At 71.5% G+C, this 14851-nt stretch carries 14 protein-coding genes; 6 read left to right on the forward strand and 8 right to left on the reverse strand.

Features of this window, described 5'->3' with window-relative positions:
* Window positions 1-47 precede the first annotated feature (47 nt).
* Window positions 48-1292 carry a Cmx/CmrA family chloramphenicol efflux MFS transporter gene (locus E6R60_RS35100; protein WP_136330794.1) on the forward strand — a complete coding sequence of 415 codons (1245 nt, stop codon included), beginning with the start codon at window positions 48-50 and terminating at the stop codon, window positions 1290-1292.
* Between the two features lie 21 nt (window positions 1293-1313).
* On the opposite strand, the gene E6R60_RS35105 is transcribed toward E6R60_RS35100, so the two are convergent.
* Both E6R60_RS35105 and E6R60_RS35110 read right to left on the reverse strand, forming a co-directional pair.
* Window positions 1314-1586 (reverse strand): DUF4031 domain-containing protein, encoded by a 273-nt coding sequence (locus E6R60_RS35105; protein WP_136330776.1) that lies wholly within the window; start codon window positions 1584-1586, stop codon window positions 1314-1316.
* Window positions 1583-1951 (reverse strand): hypothetical protein, encoded by a 369-nt coding sequence (locus E6R60_RS35110; protein WP_136330777.1) that lies wholly within the window; start codon window positions 1949-1951, stop codon window positions 1583-1585. The genes E6R60_RS35105 and E6R60_RS35110 overlap by 4 nt, the downstream gene beginning before the upstream one ends.
* A 106-nt stretch (window positions 1952-2057) precedes the next feature.
* On the opposite strand from E6R60_RS35110, the gene E6R60_RS35115 reads away from it, so the two are divergent.
* The 3 genes from E6R60_RS35115 to E6R60_RS35125 all read left to right on the forward strand — a co-directional run bounded on the left by E6R60_RS35115 (window position 2058) and on the right by E6R60_RS35125 (window position 5605).
* On the forward strand, window positions 2058-2975 hold the full coding sequence (locus E6R60_RS35115) for a MurR/RpiR family transcriptional regulator (RefSeq protein WP_136330778.1): 918 nt from the start codon (window positions 2058-2060) through the stop codon (window positions 2973-2975).
* A gap of 80 nt (window positions 2976-3055) precedes the next feature.
* Entirely contained in the window at window positions 3056-4027 is a 972-nt protein-coding gene (gene murQ / locus E6R60_RS35120) for an N-acetylmuramic acid 6-phosphate etherase (RefSeq protein ID WP_136330779.1), read from the forward strand.
* A gap of 48 nt (window positions 4028-4075) precedes the next feature.
* Window positions 4076-5605 carry a PTS transporter subunit EIIC gene (locus E6R60_RS35125; RefSeq protein ID WP_136330780.1) on the forward strand — a complete coding sequence of 510 codons (1530 nt, stop codon included), beginning with the start codon at window positions 4076-4078 and terminating at the stop codon, window positions 5603-5605.
* Between the two features lie 62 nt (window positions 5606-5667).
* Here E6R60_RS35125 and E6R60_RS35130 read toward each other — a convergent pair whose 3' ends face one another.
* Window positions 5668-6273: a Uma2 family endonuclease gene (locus E6R60_RS35130; RefSeq protein WP_136330781.1), complete on the reverse strand. Its 606-nt coding sequence runs from the start codon at window positions 6271-6273 to the stop codon at window positions 5668-5670.
* Window positions 6274-6500: 227 nt separating this feature from the next.
* On the opposite strand from E6R60_RS35130, the gene E6R60_RS35135 reads away from it, so the two are divergent.
* Window positions 6501-6971: a calmodulin-binding protein gene (locus tag E6R60_RS35135; RefSeq protein ID WP_136330782.1), complete on the forward strand. Its 471-nt coding sequence runs from the start codon at window positions 6501-6503 to the stop codon at window positions 6969-6971.
* A gap of 105 nt (window positions 6972-7076) precedes the next feature.
* Here the strand turns inward: E6R60_RS35135 and E6R60_RS35140 are convergent, their stop codons facing one another.
* From E6R60_RS35140 to E6R60_RS35160, 5 genes are all read right to left on the reverse strand, one after another.
* Complete coding sequence (locus tag E6R60_RS35140; RefSeq protein WP_136330783.1) at window positions 7077-7892, reverse strand: inositol monophosphatase family protein; 816 nt, start codon at window positions 7890-7892, stop codon at window positions 7077-7079.
* Between the two features lie 66 nt (window positions 7893-7958).
* On the reverse strand, window positions 7959-8744 hold the full coding sequence (locus E6R60_RS35145; RefSeq protein WP_136330784.1) for a class I SAM-dependent methyltransferase: 786 nt from the start codon (window positions 8742-8744) through the stop codon (window positions 7959-7961).
* A 247-nt stretch (window positions 8745-8991) separates the two neighbouring features.
* Window positions 8992-11385: an excinuclease ABC subunit UvrA gene (locus tag E6R60_RS35150; RefSeq protein WP_136330785.1), complete on the reverse strand. Its 2394-nt coding sequence runs from the start codon at window positions 11383-11385 to the stop codon at window positions 8992-8994.
* 66 nt (window positions 11386-11451) lie between these two features.
* Window positions 11452-11907, reverse strand: a complete 456-nt coding sequence (locus E6R60_RS35155; protein WP_136330786.1) for a helix-turn-helix transcriptional regulator — start codon at window positions 11905-11907, stop codon at window positions 11452-11454.
* Between the two features lie 391 nt (window positions 11908-12298).
* Window positions 12299-13771, reverse strand: coding sequence for an MFS transporter (locus E6R60_RS35160; RefSeq protein ID WP_240802809.1), 1473 nt, complete (start codon window positions 13769-13771; stop codon window positions 12299-12301).
* A 399-nt stretch (window positions 13772-14170) separates the two neighbouring features.
* On the opposite strand from E6R60_RS35160, the gene E6R60_RS35165 reads away from it, so the two are divergent.
* Window positions 14171-14851, forward strand: a 681-nt coding sequence (locus tag E6R60_RS35165; protein WP_136330788.1) for a TetR/AcrR family transcriptional regulator, incomplete at its 3' end; no start/stop codon positions are given.

Raw genomic sequence — 14851 nt, forward strand, 5'->3', positions numbered from 1 at the left:
TGTTGGCACCTGTCATGCCCGACTCTGCCGCCCGCCGCCGCTCCCGTATGCCTCTGGCCGTCTACATTCTCGGCCTCTCGGTCTTCGCCCTCGGCACCAGCGAGTTCATGCTGTCGGGGCTGCTGCCGCCCATCGCCGATGACATGAACGTGTCGATTCCGCGCGCCGGGCTCCTCATATCCGCCTTCGCGATCGGCATGGTGGTCGGCGCCCCGCTGCTCGCCGTGGCCACGCTCCGGCTGCCGCGCCGGACCACACTCATCGCGCTGATCTCCGTCTTCGGCCTCGGCCAGGTCGCGGGTGCGCTCGCGCCGACGTACGAGGTGCTCTTCGCGTCCCGGGTGGTCAGCGCGCTCGCGTGCGCCGGGTTCTGGGCCGTGGGGGCGGCCGTCGCCATCGCGATGGTGCCGGTGAACTCCCGGGCCCGCGCGATGGCCGTGATGATCGGCGGGCTCTCCATCGCGAACGTGCTGGGGGTGCCGCTGGGGGCCTTCCTGGGCGAGAACCTGGGGTGGCGGTCGGCGTTCTGGGCGGTCGGTGCGGCCTCGGCCGTGGCACTGGCCGGGGTGGCGACGATGATTCCCCGGATTCCGCTGCCGGACGAGAAGCCGCAGCTCAAGCGGGAGCTGGGGATCTACCGCGACCGGCAGGTGTGGCTCTCCATCGTGCTGACCGCGCTCGCGGCGGGCGGGGTGTTCTGCGCGTTCAGTTATCTGGCCCCGCTGCTGACGGATGTCGCCGGTCTGGACTCGGGCTGGGTGCCGACCGTGCTCGCGCTGTTCGGGATCGGCGCGCTGGTCGGTACGACGATCGGCGGCCGGGTCGCCGACGCGCACCTCTTCGGTGTGCTGCTGAGCGGGATCGCGGCCTCGACGGTGTTCCTGGCCGCGCTGGCGCTGTTCGCGTCGAACCAGGCCGCCGTGATCGTGCTCTCGTTCCTGCTGGGCCTCTCGGCGTTCTATACGGCTCCGGCGCTGAACGCGCGGATGTTCAATGTGGCGGGCGCCGCCCCGACCCTGGCGGGTGCGACGACGACCGCCGCGTTCAACCTGGGCAACACGGGCGGGCCCTGGCTGGGCGGCACGGTGATCGATCTGGACTTCGGCTTCGAGGCCACCGCGTGGGCGGGGGCGGCGATGACCGTGCTGGCGCTGGTGACGGTGATCATCTCGCTGCGGTTGCAGCGCGGCCGGACCGCCTCGTCCCGGCTGGTGGCGGGCGCCCCGGCAGCGGTGTCGCCGGAAGCGGCGACCGACGCCGCCCGGACGTGCGCCCCCTCGTCCACCGCCTGAGCCGGCCGGTTCGGGGGTCGCTCAGCCGGCTGCGGGCCGGCCCTTGGGGCGGCGCAGGCCGGCCTCGGTGATCCGGCGGACCAGCTCCTTGGAGCCGATCTGCCGGGCCCCCGCCCGTACGGCGTCCTCGTACCGCTCTTTCGGTACGTCGTAGTGGTCGCGCTCGAAGGCGCGGGGCGGGCAGCCGATGGATGCCGCGAAGGAGTGCAGTTCCTCGAAGGACACGTCGCTGACCAGGTGCGACCAGAACCGCCCGTGGCCCGGCCAGTCCGGCGGGTCGATGTACACGGTCATCGCCGGAGTATCCCGCTGAGCGCACCGACCGGGGCCACGGCGACCGTCGCCTTCGTGCAGACCCAGTGCGGGTCCGTGCCCAGCTCCGGCTCGACGTCCAGGGAGTGCGGTTCGCCCGAGTCGCAGACGGGGCACAGCGGCCAGCGGCCGTACCGCTCCAGCAGTGCGTCCTGTACGTCCTGGGCGACGAGCCCGACGACGAACTCCACCCCCTCCGGCCACTGTTCGACCCACCAGCGGCGGTGCGTCACCGCGTCCTCGACCAGCGAGACGATCTGCGCCTCGGCGACGTCTCCGGCGGCGAGATCGGCCATGACGAGTGCGCGGGCCTTGTGCAGTGCCTGCTCCTGGGGGTTCAGCTCCATGCAGCCATTGTCCACCTTGCGCGCCGGACGCTCCGCCCTCCTCGCGCGAGGGACGGGGAGCAAAGGGGGGGTTGACGGACACCGGGGTTGAAAATATCTTTCAAGAGTGACCCATGACCTGAAGGAAAGTTTCAGCGCCGATTCGCCGCCCGCCCCGGCGGCCCTCGCGGCGAAGGTGCGGACGCTCGCGCCGTCCATGACCCGCTCCATGCAGCGGGTCGCCGAGGCCGTCGCCGGCGACCCGGCCGGCTGCGCCGCCCTGACGGTCACCGGTCTCGCCGAGCTCACCGGCACCAGCGAGGCGACCGTGGTCCGCACGGCCCGCCTCCTCGGCTACCCCGGCTACCGGGACCTGCGCCTCGCGCTGGCGGGCCTCGCCGCCCACCAGGAGTCCGGCCGGGCGCCCGCCGTCACCGCGGACATAGCGGTCGACGACCCGATCGCCGACGTGGTCGCCAAGCTGGCCTACGACGAGCAGCAGACCCTCGCCGACACCGCCGCCGGCCTCGACACCGTGCAGCTCGGCGCCGCCGTGGCCGCGGCCGCCACCGCCCGCCGGATCGACATCTACGGCGTGGGCGCCTCCTCCCTCGTCGGCCAGGACCTGGCCCAGAAGCTGTCCCGTATCGGCCTGATCGCGCACTCCCACATGGACCCGCACCTCGCGGTGACCAACGCCGTGCAACTGCGCTCCGGCGACGTGGCCATCGCGATCACCCACTCCGGCTCGACGGGCGACGTCATCGAGCCCCTGCGGGTCGCCTTCGACCGGGGGGCCACGACGGTCGCGATCACCGGACGCCCCGACGGGCCGGTCACGCAGTACGCCGACCACGTGCTGACCACGTCCACGGCCCGCGAGAGCGAGCTGCGCCCGGCCGCCATGTCGAGCCGTACGAGCCAGCTCCTGGTCGTCGACTGCCTGTTCATAGGGGTCGCACAGCGGACGTACGAGACGGCGGCTCCGGCCCTCGCCGCCTCCTACGAGGCGCTGGCCCACCGCCACAACCCCCGCACCCGCTGACACCGACGCCGACGCCGACGCCGTCGAGAACGCCCGCACCCGCAGAACCGTACGAGTTCGAGAAAGCAGAGCCGCTCTCCATGACCTCCCACACCGAAGCCGACACCGACGCCACCACCCGCGACGGATACGGCGAACTGCGCGCCCAGCTCGCCACCCTCACCACCGAGGCGTTCCGCCCCGAGCTCGCCGAGATCGACCGGCTGCCCACCGCGGAGATCGCCAGGATCATGAACGGCGAGGACCGGACCGTCCCGGCCGCCGTCGCCGAGCGGCTCCCCGAGATCTCCGCCGCGATCGACGCCACCGCGGCGCGCATGGCCCGCGGCGGCCGGCTGATCTACGCGGGCGCGGGCACCGCGGGCCGGCTCGGCGTGCTGGACGCCAGCGAGTGCCCGCCCACCTTCAACACCGACCCGGCCGACGTGATCGGCCTGATCGCGGGCGGTCCGTCCGCCATGGTCACCGCCGTCGAGGGCGCCGAGGACAGCAAGGAGCTGGCCGCCGCCGACCTCGACGCGCTGGACCTGACCGCCGATGACACGGTGGTCGGCATCTCCGCCTCCGGCCGTACGCCGTACGCGATCGGGGCCGTCGAGCACGCCCGCGCCAAGGGCGCCCTGACCCTCGGCCTGTCCTGCAACGCGGACTCCGCGCTCGGCGCCGCGGCCGAGCACCCCCTGGAGGTCGTCGTCGGCCCCGAGCTGCTCACGGGCTCCACCCGGCTGAAGGCGGGGACGGCGCAGAAGCTCGTCCTCAACATGCTCTCGACGATCACGATGATCCGGCTCGGCAAGACGTACGGAAACCTCATGGTCGACGTGCGCGCGTCCAACGAGAAGCTGCGGGCCCGCTCCCGGCGGATCGTCTCGCTGGCCACCGGCGCCTCCGACTCCGAGATCGAGGCCGCGCTCGCGGCCACCGACGGCGAGGTGAAGAACGCCATCCTGACGATCCTCGGCCGGGTCGACGGCCCCACCGCCGCCACCCTGCTGTCCGCGTCGGACGGTCACCTCCGTGCCGCGCTCGCCGCGGCTCCGCGCACCACCTGACCTCCCCGCACCACCTCCGCTCCCCCGCACAGCAAGGCACCACGCACCATGGCAACAGAAGACAAGAACCGCGCCACTGCCGCCGCGATCCTTCCGCTCGTCGGTGGCGCCGCGAACGTCAGCTCCATCGCCCACTGCATGACCCGGCTCCGGCTGGGTCTGCACGACCGTTCGCTCGTCCAGGACGAGGCACTGAAGGCCGTGCCCGCCGTCATGGGCGTGGTGGAGGACGACACGTACCAGATCGTTCTCGGTCCCGGTACGGTCGCCCGTGTCACCCCGGAGTTCGAGAAGCTCGTCGAGGAGGGCAGGGCCGCGGCCCCCGCCGCGCCCGAAGCCTCCGCCCCGCTCACGGCGGAGGAACTGGCCGCGCAGGGCGCCGAGATGAAGGCGGCCCGGAAGGCGAAGAACTCCACGCCGTTCAAGCTGTTCCTGCGCCGCATCGCCAACATCTTCGTCCCGCTGATCCCGGCCCTGATCGGCTGCGGCATCATCGCGGGCCTCAACGGCCTGCTGGTCAACCTCGGCTGGCTGACGTCGGTGACCCCGGCCCTCGCGGCGATGGCGTCCGGCTTCATGGCGCTGATCGCGGTCTTCGTCGGCTACAACACGGCCAAGGAGTTCGGCGGCACGCCGATCCTCGGCGGGGCGGTCGCGGCCATCATCGTCTTCCCGGGCGTCGCGAACATCGAGGCGTTCGGCCAGAAGCTCTCCCCCGGCCAGGGCGGTGTCCTCGGCGCCCTGGGCGCGGCGGTGCTCGCGGTGTACGTGGAGAAGTGGTGCCGGCGCTGGGTGCCGGAGGCGCTGGACGTCCTGGTCACCCCGACCCTGACGGTCCTGGTCTCCGGACTGGTGACGATCTTCGGTCTGATGTACGTGGCGGGCGAGGTCTCCACCGCGATCGGCACGTTCGCCGACTGGCTGCTGTCGAACGGCGGCGCGGGCGCGGGTCTCGTGCTCGGCGGCTTCTTCCTCCCGCTGGTCATGCTGGGGCTGCACCAGGCGCTGATCCCGATCCACACGACGCTGATCGAGCAGCAGGGATACACGGTCCTGCTCCCGATCCTCGCCATGGCCGGTGCCGGCCAGGTCGGCGCGGCACTCGCGGTCTTCGTCCGCCTCCCGCGCAACGAGTCGATCCGCAGGACCATCAAGTCGGCCCTGCCCGCGGGCTTCCTGGGCGTCGGTGAGCCGCTGATCTACGGCGTCTCGCTGCCGCTGGGCCGTCCCTTCATCACGGCGTGCGTGGGCGGTGCGTTCGGTGGCGCCTTCGTGGGGTTCTTCAACCAGCTCGGCGACGCGGTGGGTTCCACCGCGATCGGCCCGTCCGGCTGGGCGCTGTTCCCGCTGCTGGACGGCAACCACGGCCTGGGCGCGACGATCGCGATCTATGCGGGCGGCCTGGTCGTGGGCTACCTGGCGGGCTTCGTCGCCACGTACTTCTTCGGCTTCGGCAAGGAGCTGCTGGCGGAGTTCAACGTCTCCCAGGAACCGGCCGCTTCCACGGTCGCGGCCGTCGGCCCGTCGACGGCCGGCGCGGGCCCGGACACCACCGCGAAGGCACCCGCGGGGGTCTGACGGACCACGAAACCACGGAAGGGCGGCACCCCGCGGGTGCCGCCCTTTTACCGCTGTACGCCTCAGACCGGAAAGGCGTCCGTGGACAGCGTGACGTCGAAGGGCGCCGACAGCACGAGCGGCTTGCCGAACGGCACCGGGTCGGAGCGCTTGTACGTGCCGTCCTCGTTGGGTTCGGTGAACAGCGTGGCCATGGGCCCGCGCGTGTCGAACCGGTCGATCAGCAGGTACATGGGCACGCCCGCACGCGCATAGGCGCGGTACTTCTTCGTACGGTCCTCGCGGGCGTTGCCCTTCGACGTGATCTCGACGATGAGCAATGCCTCGGAGGCGTCCACCGGATCGCTGGTCTCGGGGTCGGCGGCATCGATCAGCTCGGCCGGCATGACCACGAGATCGGGGACGTACAGTTTGTCGAGGGGAGCCACGTGCACTCCCAGCGTCTGGTAGATCTCCAGCTCATCGGGCAGGTTCGCGTAGAGGCGGCGCTGCACTTTGGCGGCGATGCCGTTGTAATGCGCATGCGGCGGCGGTACCAAGACGATCTGCCCTTCGTCGATCTCGGCGCGCCACCCCTCGGGCACGTCCAGTTCCTGCCAGGTATGAAGCAGGTAGTCCCACGGGCGGCCTTCAGAGTCCTGCTGGTGCTCGACCATCGCGGCGGTCATCGCGGGTCCCTTCTCCTGAAGCCTGTCCGGGGAGCGTCGATCGACGATTCGGCGGCGCTGAGCCGCTTTTCTCAGCGTCCCACGATCGTGTGGCGGATGCGCCGAACACGGCGCGTTCCAGGGCAGACCACACAGCGCGTCGCGCTCGCACAACGCACCCGCTCCACTACCTTGCGTGACGAGAGGACCATGATCATCATGGTCTCCCCGCATCCCTGGAGACTCCCGTGCGACACCTCGTCACCAAGGCCGCAAGCCTCGCGGCCGTGGCCATGCTCGCCTTCACCGCGGCCCCGCCCGCCCAGGCCACCCAGGCCGCCCAGAGCCGAGAGGGGGCGCGGGACGCCGCCGTGGCGCCCGCGTACTTCGAGATGACCGACATCACGCGGAGCACGTTCATCGTGCAGCTGGTCGAGGAGCGCGCCATCCGGCACGCCAGGGACCTGGTGAACGGCGTCACCACGGAGCAGCCGCACGTGGTCGGCCGCATCGTGAAGCGTCCGGCCGCGTACAACCCGCGGTGGAGCTTCCACTACGACCCGCAGACGGTCCAGTTCTTCGACGTCGCCATCGAGGTCTGCGACGCGACAGTGCCGTACGTCGAGGACCACCTCGACGAAGCGGGCGGCGCCTTCCTGCCGGGCAACGTCTTCTGCCCGTGGACGTCGACACTCGTGAAGGAGGTCCCGGCCCCGTAAGGCCGGTTCACGGCGGAAGGGCGGCACCCCGGCAGGGTGGCCGCCCTACCGAGGTGGGCGGCCCCGGCACGGTGGCCGCCCTTCCCCGTCACTCCCGCGAACAGCTCAACGGCCGGCCGGAGCCTGGTCCCCGACCATCCCCAGCAGCGCCTCGTGCGTCTCCCGGTCGGCCGCCGCGATCAGTCCGCCCCGGCCGGTGTGGGGCGGCAGACCGCGCAGGTCCGTCACCACACAGCCGGCGGCTTCGCACAGCGCGATCCCGGAAGCGAAGTGCACGCTGTCGCGCAGGTCGCCGTCGGTGACGTACGCGGCCCTGCGGCCGGCGGCGACCCAGGCCACCGCCAGCGTGGTGGAGACGACGCGCGGCCGGAACCGCTCGGCGAACTCGGGGACGGCGAGGAGGCGGACGGCCCGGAAGTCCGGCGCGTTGGGGAACGGTGCGTCGAGGTTGACGTCGACCAGGCAGGAGCCGGGCGACGGCGACAACTCCTCGTCCACGCCGCCCTTCCGCACGAACGCGCGCGCCCCGTCGGTCCAGAACACCTCGCCGCTGAACGGGTCGGCGGATGCGGCCGCCGTGACGCGGGAACCCACCCGCAGGGCGACGTTCACCGCGACCAGCATGTTCTGCACGGCGTAGTTCAGCGTGCCGCACAACGGATCGACCAGCCACCTGCGCTCCGCGCCGCCCGCACCGGTCTCCCCGCTCTCCTCGCCGGTCACGGCGTCATCGGGCCGGGCCGTGCGCAGCACGTCGAGGACCGCCTTCTCGGCAGCGAGGTCGGCGGCCGTCGCGAAGTCACCGCCGCCCTTCTCCGTACGCGGCAGTGGGGCCCCGTACATCCCCCGGACCACCGCCGCTCCCGCTTGCGCCGCTGCGACGGCCAGTTGCGCGTCGGTTTCCATGTCCATGCTCACCATGCCCGCAGGCTACCGGGGGCCTCCGGTGCGGTTCCGGAGCAGGCGCCCCGCCGCAAGGCCCTCACCTCACGCGCGGGTCGGCCCGTCATGCTCGTCGCACCGGCGCGCGAGGTGCACGGTGACGTCCCCCTGGAGCTCGACCGTCTCCGGCAGGGCGCGCGTGATCCGGTCGAGCACCTCCTCTCGTTGCGAGGCGGGCAGCACCAGATAGGCGGAGACCGTCGACAGGTGGCCCGCGTAATCGCGAGCGCTCATCACCATGTGCCGCTCGACCACCGACTGCTGGACATCGGTGAACCACTCGGACTGTCGCAGCTCCGTCCCCGGCCACTGCATGGCCTGTTCCGGAGGCGTCCCGTCCGGGGACGGAACCTCATCACTTTCCAGGAACGGCGCCCTTGCCGCGCGCACGGCCTCCTCCACGGCCGGGTCGGCCGGCCGGACCGTCCCGCCGAACGAGGCGAACACCCCACCGGGCTCCAGCAGCGCCGCCATCCGTGGCCACCTGCCCTCCGGAGCCGTCCAGTGCAGAGCGGCTGCCGCGTAGACCAGCCCGTACGTCTCGCCGGGCCGCAGGTCCTCGAACGCGGCCCGCACCGTCGTGACGTCCGTCGGCACGTGCTTCCGCAATTCGGCGAGCATGGCCGCGTCGGGCTCGGTCGCGGTGACGCTGATCCCTTGCCGGGCGAACAGGCGGGTCGCCTTGCCCGTCCCGGCGCCGATCTCGAGGGCCGTGCGCACGGTCCGCCCCGCGTACGCCATGACTCTGTCGAAGAGCTCCATGGAATACCCCGGCCGGAAGCGTTCGTACGCTTCCGCCCCTGCTCCGAAACTCAGTGCGCGACCGGACATGCCGAGCAGCTTGGCACGGTCCGCGTCGCCCGTGCCCGCACCCGGCAGGCCGGACACGGGGCTCGACCGCCCCGTGCCCGGCCCGTTTCGGTGCGACCGGCGGCCGTGTCTCCGTGCGACCTGCCCGTTTCCGTACGACCTGCCCGTTTCCGTACGACCGTGGTCCAGCCGACCCGGTGAACTCGCCGCCGCCTCTGAGGGGCCGGAGCCTCCGCCCCGGACCCCTCCGTTCACCGCGACGGGCGCCTCAGCCGCCCACGTACGCCGCCAAGTGCTCGCCCGTGAGGGTGGAGCGGGCCTCGACCAGGGCCGCGGGCGTGCCCTCGAAGACGACCTTGCCGCCGTCGTGACCGGCCCCGGGGCCCAGGTCGATGATCCAGTCGGCGTGCGCCATCACGGCCTGATGGTGCTCGACGACGATGACGGACTTGCCCGAGTCGACGAGTCGGTCGAGCAGGCCGAGCAGCTGCTCGACGTCGGCGAGGTGCAGTCCGGTGGTCGGCTCGTCGAGGACGTAGACCCCGCCCTTGTCGCCCATGTGCGTGGCCAGCTTGAGGCGTTGCCGCTCGCCACCGGACAGCGTGGTGAGCGGCTGGCCGAGGCTGAGGTAGCCGAGGCCGACGTCCGCGAGGCGGTCGAGGATGCGGTGCGCGGCCGGCAGGGCCGCCTCGCCCCCGCCGAAGAACTCCTCCGCCTCGGCGACCGACATGGCGAGCACCTCGCTGATGTCCCGCCCCCCGAGCTTGTACTCCAGCACCGCCGGCTGGAACCGCTTGCCCTCGCAGTCCTCGCACGGGCTGGCGACCCCGGCCATCATCGCCAGGTCCATGTAGATGACCCCGGCACCGTTGCAGGTGGGGCAGGCGCCCTCGGAGTTGGCGCTGAAGAGCGCCGGCTTCACGCCGTTCTCCTTGGCGAACGCCTTGCGGATCGGGTCGAGCAGCCCGGTGTACGTCGCCGGGTTGCTGCGCCGCGAACCGCGGATCGGGCTCTGGTCGATCGACACGACGCCCTCGGCCGCCGGAATCGAGCCGTGGACGAGCGAGCTCTTGCCGGAGCCGGCGACTCCGGTGACGACCACGAGGACCCCGAGCGGGACGTCGACGTCGACCTTCCGCAGGTTGTTCGCCGTGGCGCCGCGGATCTCCAGCGCGCCGGTGGGCTTGCGCACCGTGTCCTTGACCGCGGCGCGGTCGTCGAAGTGGCGGCCGGTGATCGTGTCGCTCTCCCGCAGCCCGTCGACCGTGCCCTCGAAGCAGACGGTGCCCCCGCCCGAACCCGCGCCAGGGCCGAGGTCGACGACATGGTCGGCGATCACGATCGTCTCCGGCTTGTGCTCGACGACGAGCACCGTGTTGCCCTTGTCGCGCAGCCGCAGCAGCAGGTTGTTCATCCGCTTGATGTCGTGCGGATGCAGGCCGATGGTGGGCTCGTCGAAGACGTACGTGACGTCGGTGAGCGAGGAGCCGAGGTGGCGGATCATCTTCACGCGCTGCGCCTCGCCGCCCGACAGCGTGCCCGCGGGACGCTCCAGGGAGAGGTAGCCGAGGCCGATCTCCACGAACGAGTCCAGGGTCTGCTGGAGCGCGTCGAGCAGTGGCGCCACCGACGGCTCCTCGATGCCGCGCACCCATTCGGCGAGGTCCCGGATCTCCATCGCGCAGGCGTCGGCGATGCTGATCCGCTTGATCTTCGAGGAGCGGGCGCCCTCGCTCAGCCGCGTACCGTCGCACTCCGGGCAGGTGGTGAAGGTGACCGCACGTTCCACGAACGCCCGGATGTGGGGCTGCATCGCCTCCTTGTCCTTGGACAGGAACGACTTCTGGATCTTGGGGATGAGCCCCTCGTACGTGAGGTTGACGCCGTTGACCTTGACCTTCACCGGCTCCCCGTAGAGGAAGGCCTGGAGTTCCTTCTTGGTGTACGCCGCGATCGGCTTGTCCGGGTCGACGAAGCCGGACTGGGCGTAGACCTGCACGGTCCACTGGCTGTCCGACCTCCAGCCGGGGATGGTGAACGCCCCCTCGGAGAGCGACTTGGAGTCGTCGTAGAGCTGGGTGAGGTCGATGTCGGAGACCGAGCCCCGGCCCTCGCAGCGCGTGCACATGCCGCCGGTGCGCTGGAAGGTCGCCTTCTCCGCCTTGGTCTTGTTGCCGCGCTCGACCGTGATCGCGCCGCTCGCCCGCACCGACGCGGTGTTGAAGGAGTACGCGCTGGGCGGGCCGATGTGCGGCTTGCCGAGCCGGCTGAACAGGATGCGCAGCATCGCGTTGGCGTCGGTGGCGGTGCCGACCGTGGAGCGGGGGTCGGCGCCCATCCGCTGCTGATCGACGCTGATCGCGGTGGTCAGCCCCTCGAGTACGTCGACCTCGGGCCGGGCGAGGGTGGGCATGAAGCCCTGGACGAACGCGCTGTAGGTCTCGTTGATCAGCCGCTGCGACTCCGCGGCGATCGTGCCGAACACCAGCGAGCTCTTGCCGGAGCCGGACACACCGGTGAACACGGTCAACCGGCGCTTCGGAAGGTCGACGCTGACGTCCTTGAGGTTGTTCACGCGCGCGCCGTGCACCCGGATCAGGTCGTGGCTGTCGCTCGCGTGCGGCGCGGGCGGCGGCGTGTCCGCGCTCTTGGACCTGGTCATCGTCTCTCCCTCTGTGGGCGGGACCGCACGCGGTCCCGTCGGTGTCGTACGGCCAGGTCCCTCACGCTATTCCGGCTTCCCGGCCGGTGCTTCTCGATTTCTGACCGGTCGTGTCACCTGCTTCTCCAGACACGACGGGACCCCCGCCACCTGTGCCTCTTCGGCCTGTTCCGCCTCGCGCCGGTAGACGCTGGGAGGCACCCCGACCAGTTCGGTGAAGCGGGAGCTGAACGTACCGAGCGACGAGCAGCCGACCTCGAAGCAGACCTCGGTGACGCTCATGTCGCCCCGGCGCAGCAGGGCCATCGCCCGCTCGATGCGGCGGGTCATGAGGTAGCCGTACGGGGGCTCGCCGTAGGCACGCCGGAACTCGCGGCTGAGATGCCCGGCCGACATGTGCACGCCGCGGGCGAGCGCCTCGACGTCCAGCGGCTGCGCGTACTCCCTGTCGATGCGGTCGCGGACGCGACGCAGGCGCGCGAGGTCGCTCAGGTGCTGTGCAGGGTCGGTTCTGCTGGTCACCCTGGAAAGCGTGCCACGCCGGACCGCGGATGTCCCGGCGTTGCCGGAAGGACGCGGGTGAGGCGGTCCGGCCGCACCGGACGCCGGCCTTCCGGCCCTGGACGTCCGGTGCGGCCGGCGGCCCGCGGTCGCAGCGGCCGGATCCGCTGCCGTCGTACGGGGCACTCGGCCCCACCCCTCGGATCTGGTTCAGGCCGCCGCCGGCGTACGGGCTGGAACCGGTGAGAAAGCTGCCCCGTTCTGCGGTGGGGAAGGCCCCTGCGGCGGCGATCGCCTCCGGCTCTCCGAGCCGGCCCGGTGGCGCCTGCGCAGCCGGGTGCTGACGGCGGGCACCGCCCTGCGTGACCGGCCGCTCTCCTGAGCCGCACCCCGGGCGCGAACGGGCTGTCCGTCATACGTGGACGGCCTGCTCGTCGCTCTCGTCGTGCCGCTCCTCCGGGGCGTGGCGGGGCATGAGGAGCAGAGCGGGCAGGCACGCCGCGGTGACGGCCAGGACCGTGACGAGGCTGATCGTCATCGCGTGGGCCGGTGCGCCGCTGTGGAAGTACACCGTGGTGACGGTGGCGGAGCCGATGCCCGCGGCGATCTGCTGGACGGCGCTGAGGGAGCCGCTGGCGCTGCCCGCCTCGTCGGGGTCGATGGTACCGAGCGCGATGTCGAAGATGGTGCCGAAGCAGGCGCCCATGCCCATGCCCGTGACCAGCGTGGGCGGGGTGAGCGTCCACAGGGTCAGGTCCGTGCCGTGGGTGACGACGAGGGCGAGCAGCCAGCCGCCGCCGGCCAGCGTGATGATCATGCCGATGAGGATGAGGGTGCGTCCGAGGCGCTTGATCAGGGCCATGCCGGCGCCTGCGGAGATGATGATGCCGATGGTCAGCGGCAGGAGCCCGAGCGCGGTGTCGCCGGGTGAGGAGTGGAGGGCCTGCTGCATGAACAGCGACAGGACGTAGACGAGTCCGCTGGTGACGGCGAAGTACAGCAGGCCGACGATCAGGCCGGAGGTGAAGCCGCGGTTCTGCAGGAGTGACGGCTTGATCAGCGGGTTCGCGGCCGTCTTCTGGCGGCGGGCGAAGAGGACGAAGAACGCGGCGCCTACGACGAGACTGACGACGGGCACGGGACCCCAGCCGCTCCCGGACCCTTCGATCAGGCCGTAGAGCAGGCCGAACATGGTCACGCCCAGCAGCGCGGCGCCGGTCCCGTCGACGGTGACGGAGGTGTCGGGGCCCGTACGGGGCAGCATCCGGGCGGCCATGGCCACGCCGACGGTGCCGAGCAGGATGTTGACCAGGAAGACGGGTCGCCAGGACAGGTTCGCGATGTCCGCGTCGATGACGAATCCGGCCAGGATGGGGCCGCCGACCGTCGCCACCCCGAGGAGCGGGCCGAAGAGGCTGAACGCCTTGCGCAACATGTCGCGGGGGAAGGCCTTGGTCATGATCGCCATGCCCTGCGGGATGAGCAGGGCACCGAAGGCGCCCTGCACCGCGCGGGCGACGATCATGAGCGCCGGGTCGGGTGAGAGGCCGCAGACGGCGGAGGCGAGCGTGAAGCCGGTCATGCCGATCAGGAACAGCCGCCGCTGGCCGAACTTGTCACCGAGGCGTCCGCCGATGACGAGCAGAACGCCCATGGACAGGGCGTAGGCGGAGCCGAGCCATTTGATCAGGGACTCACCGCCGCCGAGGTCGTGCTCGATGGTGGGGGCGGCGATGTTGGTGACCGTCGAGTCGATCATGTCGAGGGCGTCGGCGACCAGGACCAGACCGAGGATCAGCCACATGGCGATCCTGCTCGGGGTGGCGCCTTCGGAGGGTTGTGCGGGGGCGGGCGGGGTGCCGGTGGTGCCGGTGGTTACGGACATGGCGGCCATCTCCTTCGTACGTGCGGACTCGCGGAGGTTCCCTCACACCGTAACGAACATGTTCGTCGCGAACAAGTTCGTCACGAACGCGTACGTCATGAGGCGGCCTTCGCCACGACCACGCGACCGCATGAGCGACTGATCGCACCCCGCCGCGAACGCGTCCCCGACCGGCCGACGCCCCCACGAACACGTCCCCGACCGGGCACCGCCCTCCACGAACACGTGCGCAACCGCTCGCCGTCTCCCACGAACGTGTACGTCACGGCTTCGTTCGGCAGGAACGCGTTCGCAACCGGCCGCCCTCCCCCGCGAACACGTCCGCAACTGCTCGCCGTCTCCCACGAACGTGTACGTCACGGCTTCGTTCGGCAGGAACGCGTTCGTTACGGTGTCCGCATGGACAACGACACCGGCCACCCGCGCAGCCGCCGGGAGCGCCCCGCCAAGCCCGCCCTCTCCCGGGCCGGCATCGTGGCCACCGCGGTCGGCATCATGCGCGACGAGGGGCTGCAGAAGGTGACCATGCGCCGCCTGGCGCAGGAGCTCGACACAGGCGCGGCCTCGCTGTACGTCTACGTGGCCAACACCGCCGAGCTGCACGCGGCGATCCTCGACGAGTTGCTGGGCACCCTGCGCGTACCCGAGGACGGCGACTGGCGCGAGCGCCTGGAGGGCCTGCTCACCGCGTACACCGACACGCTCTTCGCCCACCCGGGGCTGGCCCGTTCCGCCCTGGTGACCCGTCCCAGCGGCGCGCACTACCTCGGCCTGATCGAATCGCTGCTCGGGCTGCTGGACGAAGGCGGCGTGCCCTCGGGCCAAGCGGCCTGGGGTGTGGACATGCTCGTCCAGTACGCCACCGCGACCGCCGCCGAGCAGGCGCTGCGGGATCAGTCCACCCACGCGCAGGAGGAGTGGGACGCCCTCACCGGCGCCATCCACGGAGCGTCCGCGCTCACCCACCCGCATCTCGTCGGCGTCGCCGCGCAGCTGGTCTCCGGCACCGCGGAGCAGCGCATGTCCTGGGGCATCGCCACCCTGGTCAACGGCATCCGGGACACCCCGGTACCCGCCGCG

The organism is Streptomyces sp. A0642 (assembly GCF_004795105.1).
In the GTDB taxonomy this organism is placed as follows: domain Bacteria; phylum Actinomycetota; class Actinomycetes; order Streptomycetales; family Streptomycetaceae; genus Streptomyces.

Excerpts from the sequence above, each read along its gene's own strand:
- E6R60_RS35100 (WP_136330794.1), top strand. The coding sequence starts at position 48 with ATGCCTCTGGCCGTCTACATTCTCGGCCTCTCGGTCTTCGCCCTCGGC.
- E6R60_RS35105 (WP_136330776.1), bottom strand. The coding sequence starts at position 1,586 with ATGACCGTGTACATCGACCCGCCGGACTGGCCGGGCCACGGGCGGTTC.
- E6R60_RS35110 (WP_136330777.1), bottom strand. The coding sequence starts at position 1,951 with ATGGAGCTGAACCCCCAGGAGCAGGCACTGCACAAGGCCCGCGCACTC.
- murQ (WP_136330779.1), top strand. The coding sequence starts at position 3,056 with ATGACCTCCCACACCGAAGCCGACACCGACGCCACCACCCGCGACGGA.
- E6R60_RS35125 (WP_136330780.1), top strand. The coding sequence starts at position 4,076 with ATGGCAACAGAAGACAAGAACCGCGCCACTGCCGCCGCGATCCTTCCG.
- E6R60_RS35130 (WP_136330781.1), bottom strand. The coding sequence starts at position 6,273 with ATGACCGCCGCGATGGTCGAGCACCAGCAGGACTCTGAAGGCCGCCCG.
- E6R60_RS35140 (WP_136330783.1), bottom strand. The coding sequence starts at position 7,892 with ATGGTGAGCATGGACATGGAAACCGACGCGCAACTGGCCGTCGCAGCG.
- E6R60_RS35145 (WP_136330784.1), bottom strand. The coding sequence starts at position 8,744 with ATGTCCGGTCGCGCACTGAGTTTCGGAGCAGGGGCGGAAGCGTACGAA.
- E6R60_RS35150 (WP_136330785.1), bottom strand. The coding sequence starts at position 11,385 with ATGACCAGGTCCAAGAGCGCGGACACGCCGCCGCCCGCGCCGCACGCG.
- E6R60_RS35160 (WP_240802809.1), bottom strand. The coding sequence starts at position 13,771 with ATGTCCGTAACCACCGGCACCACCGGCACCCCGCCCGCCCCCGCACAA.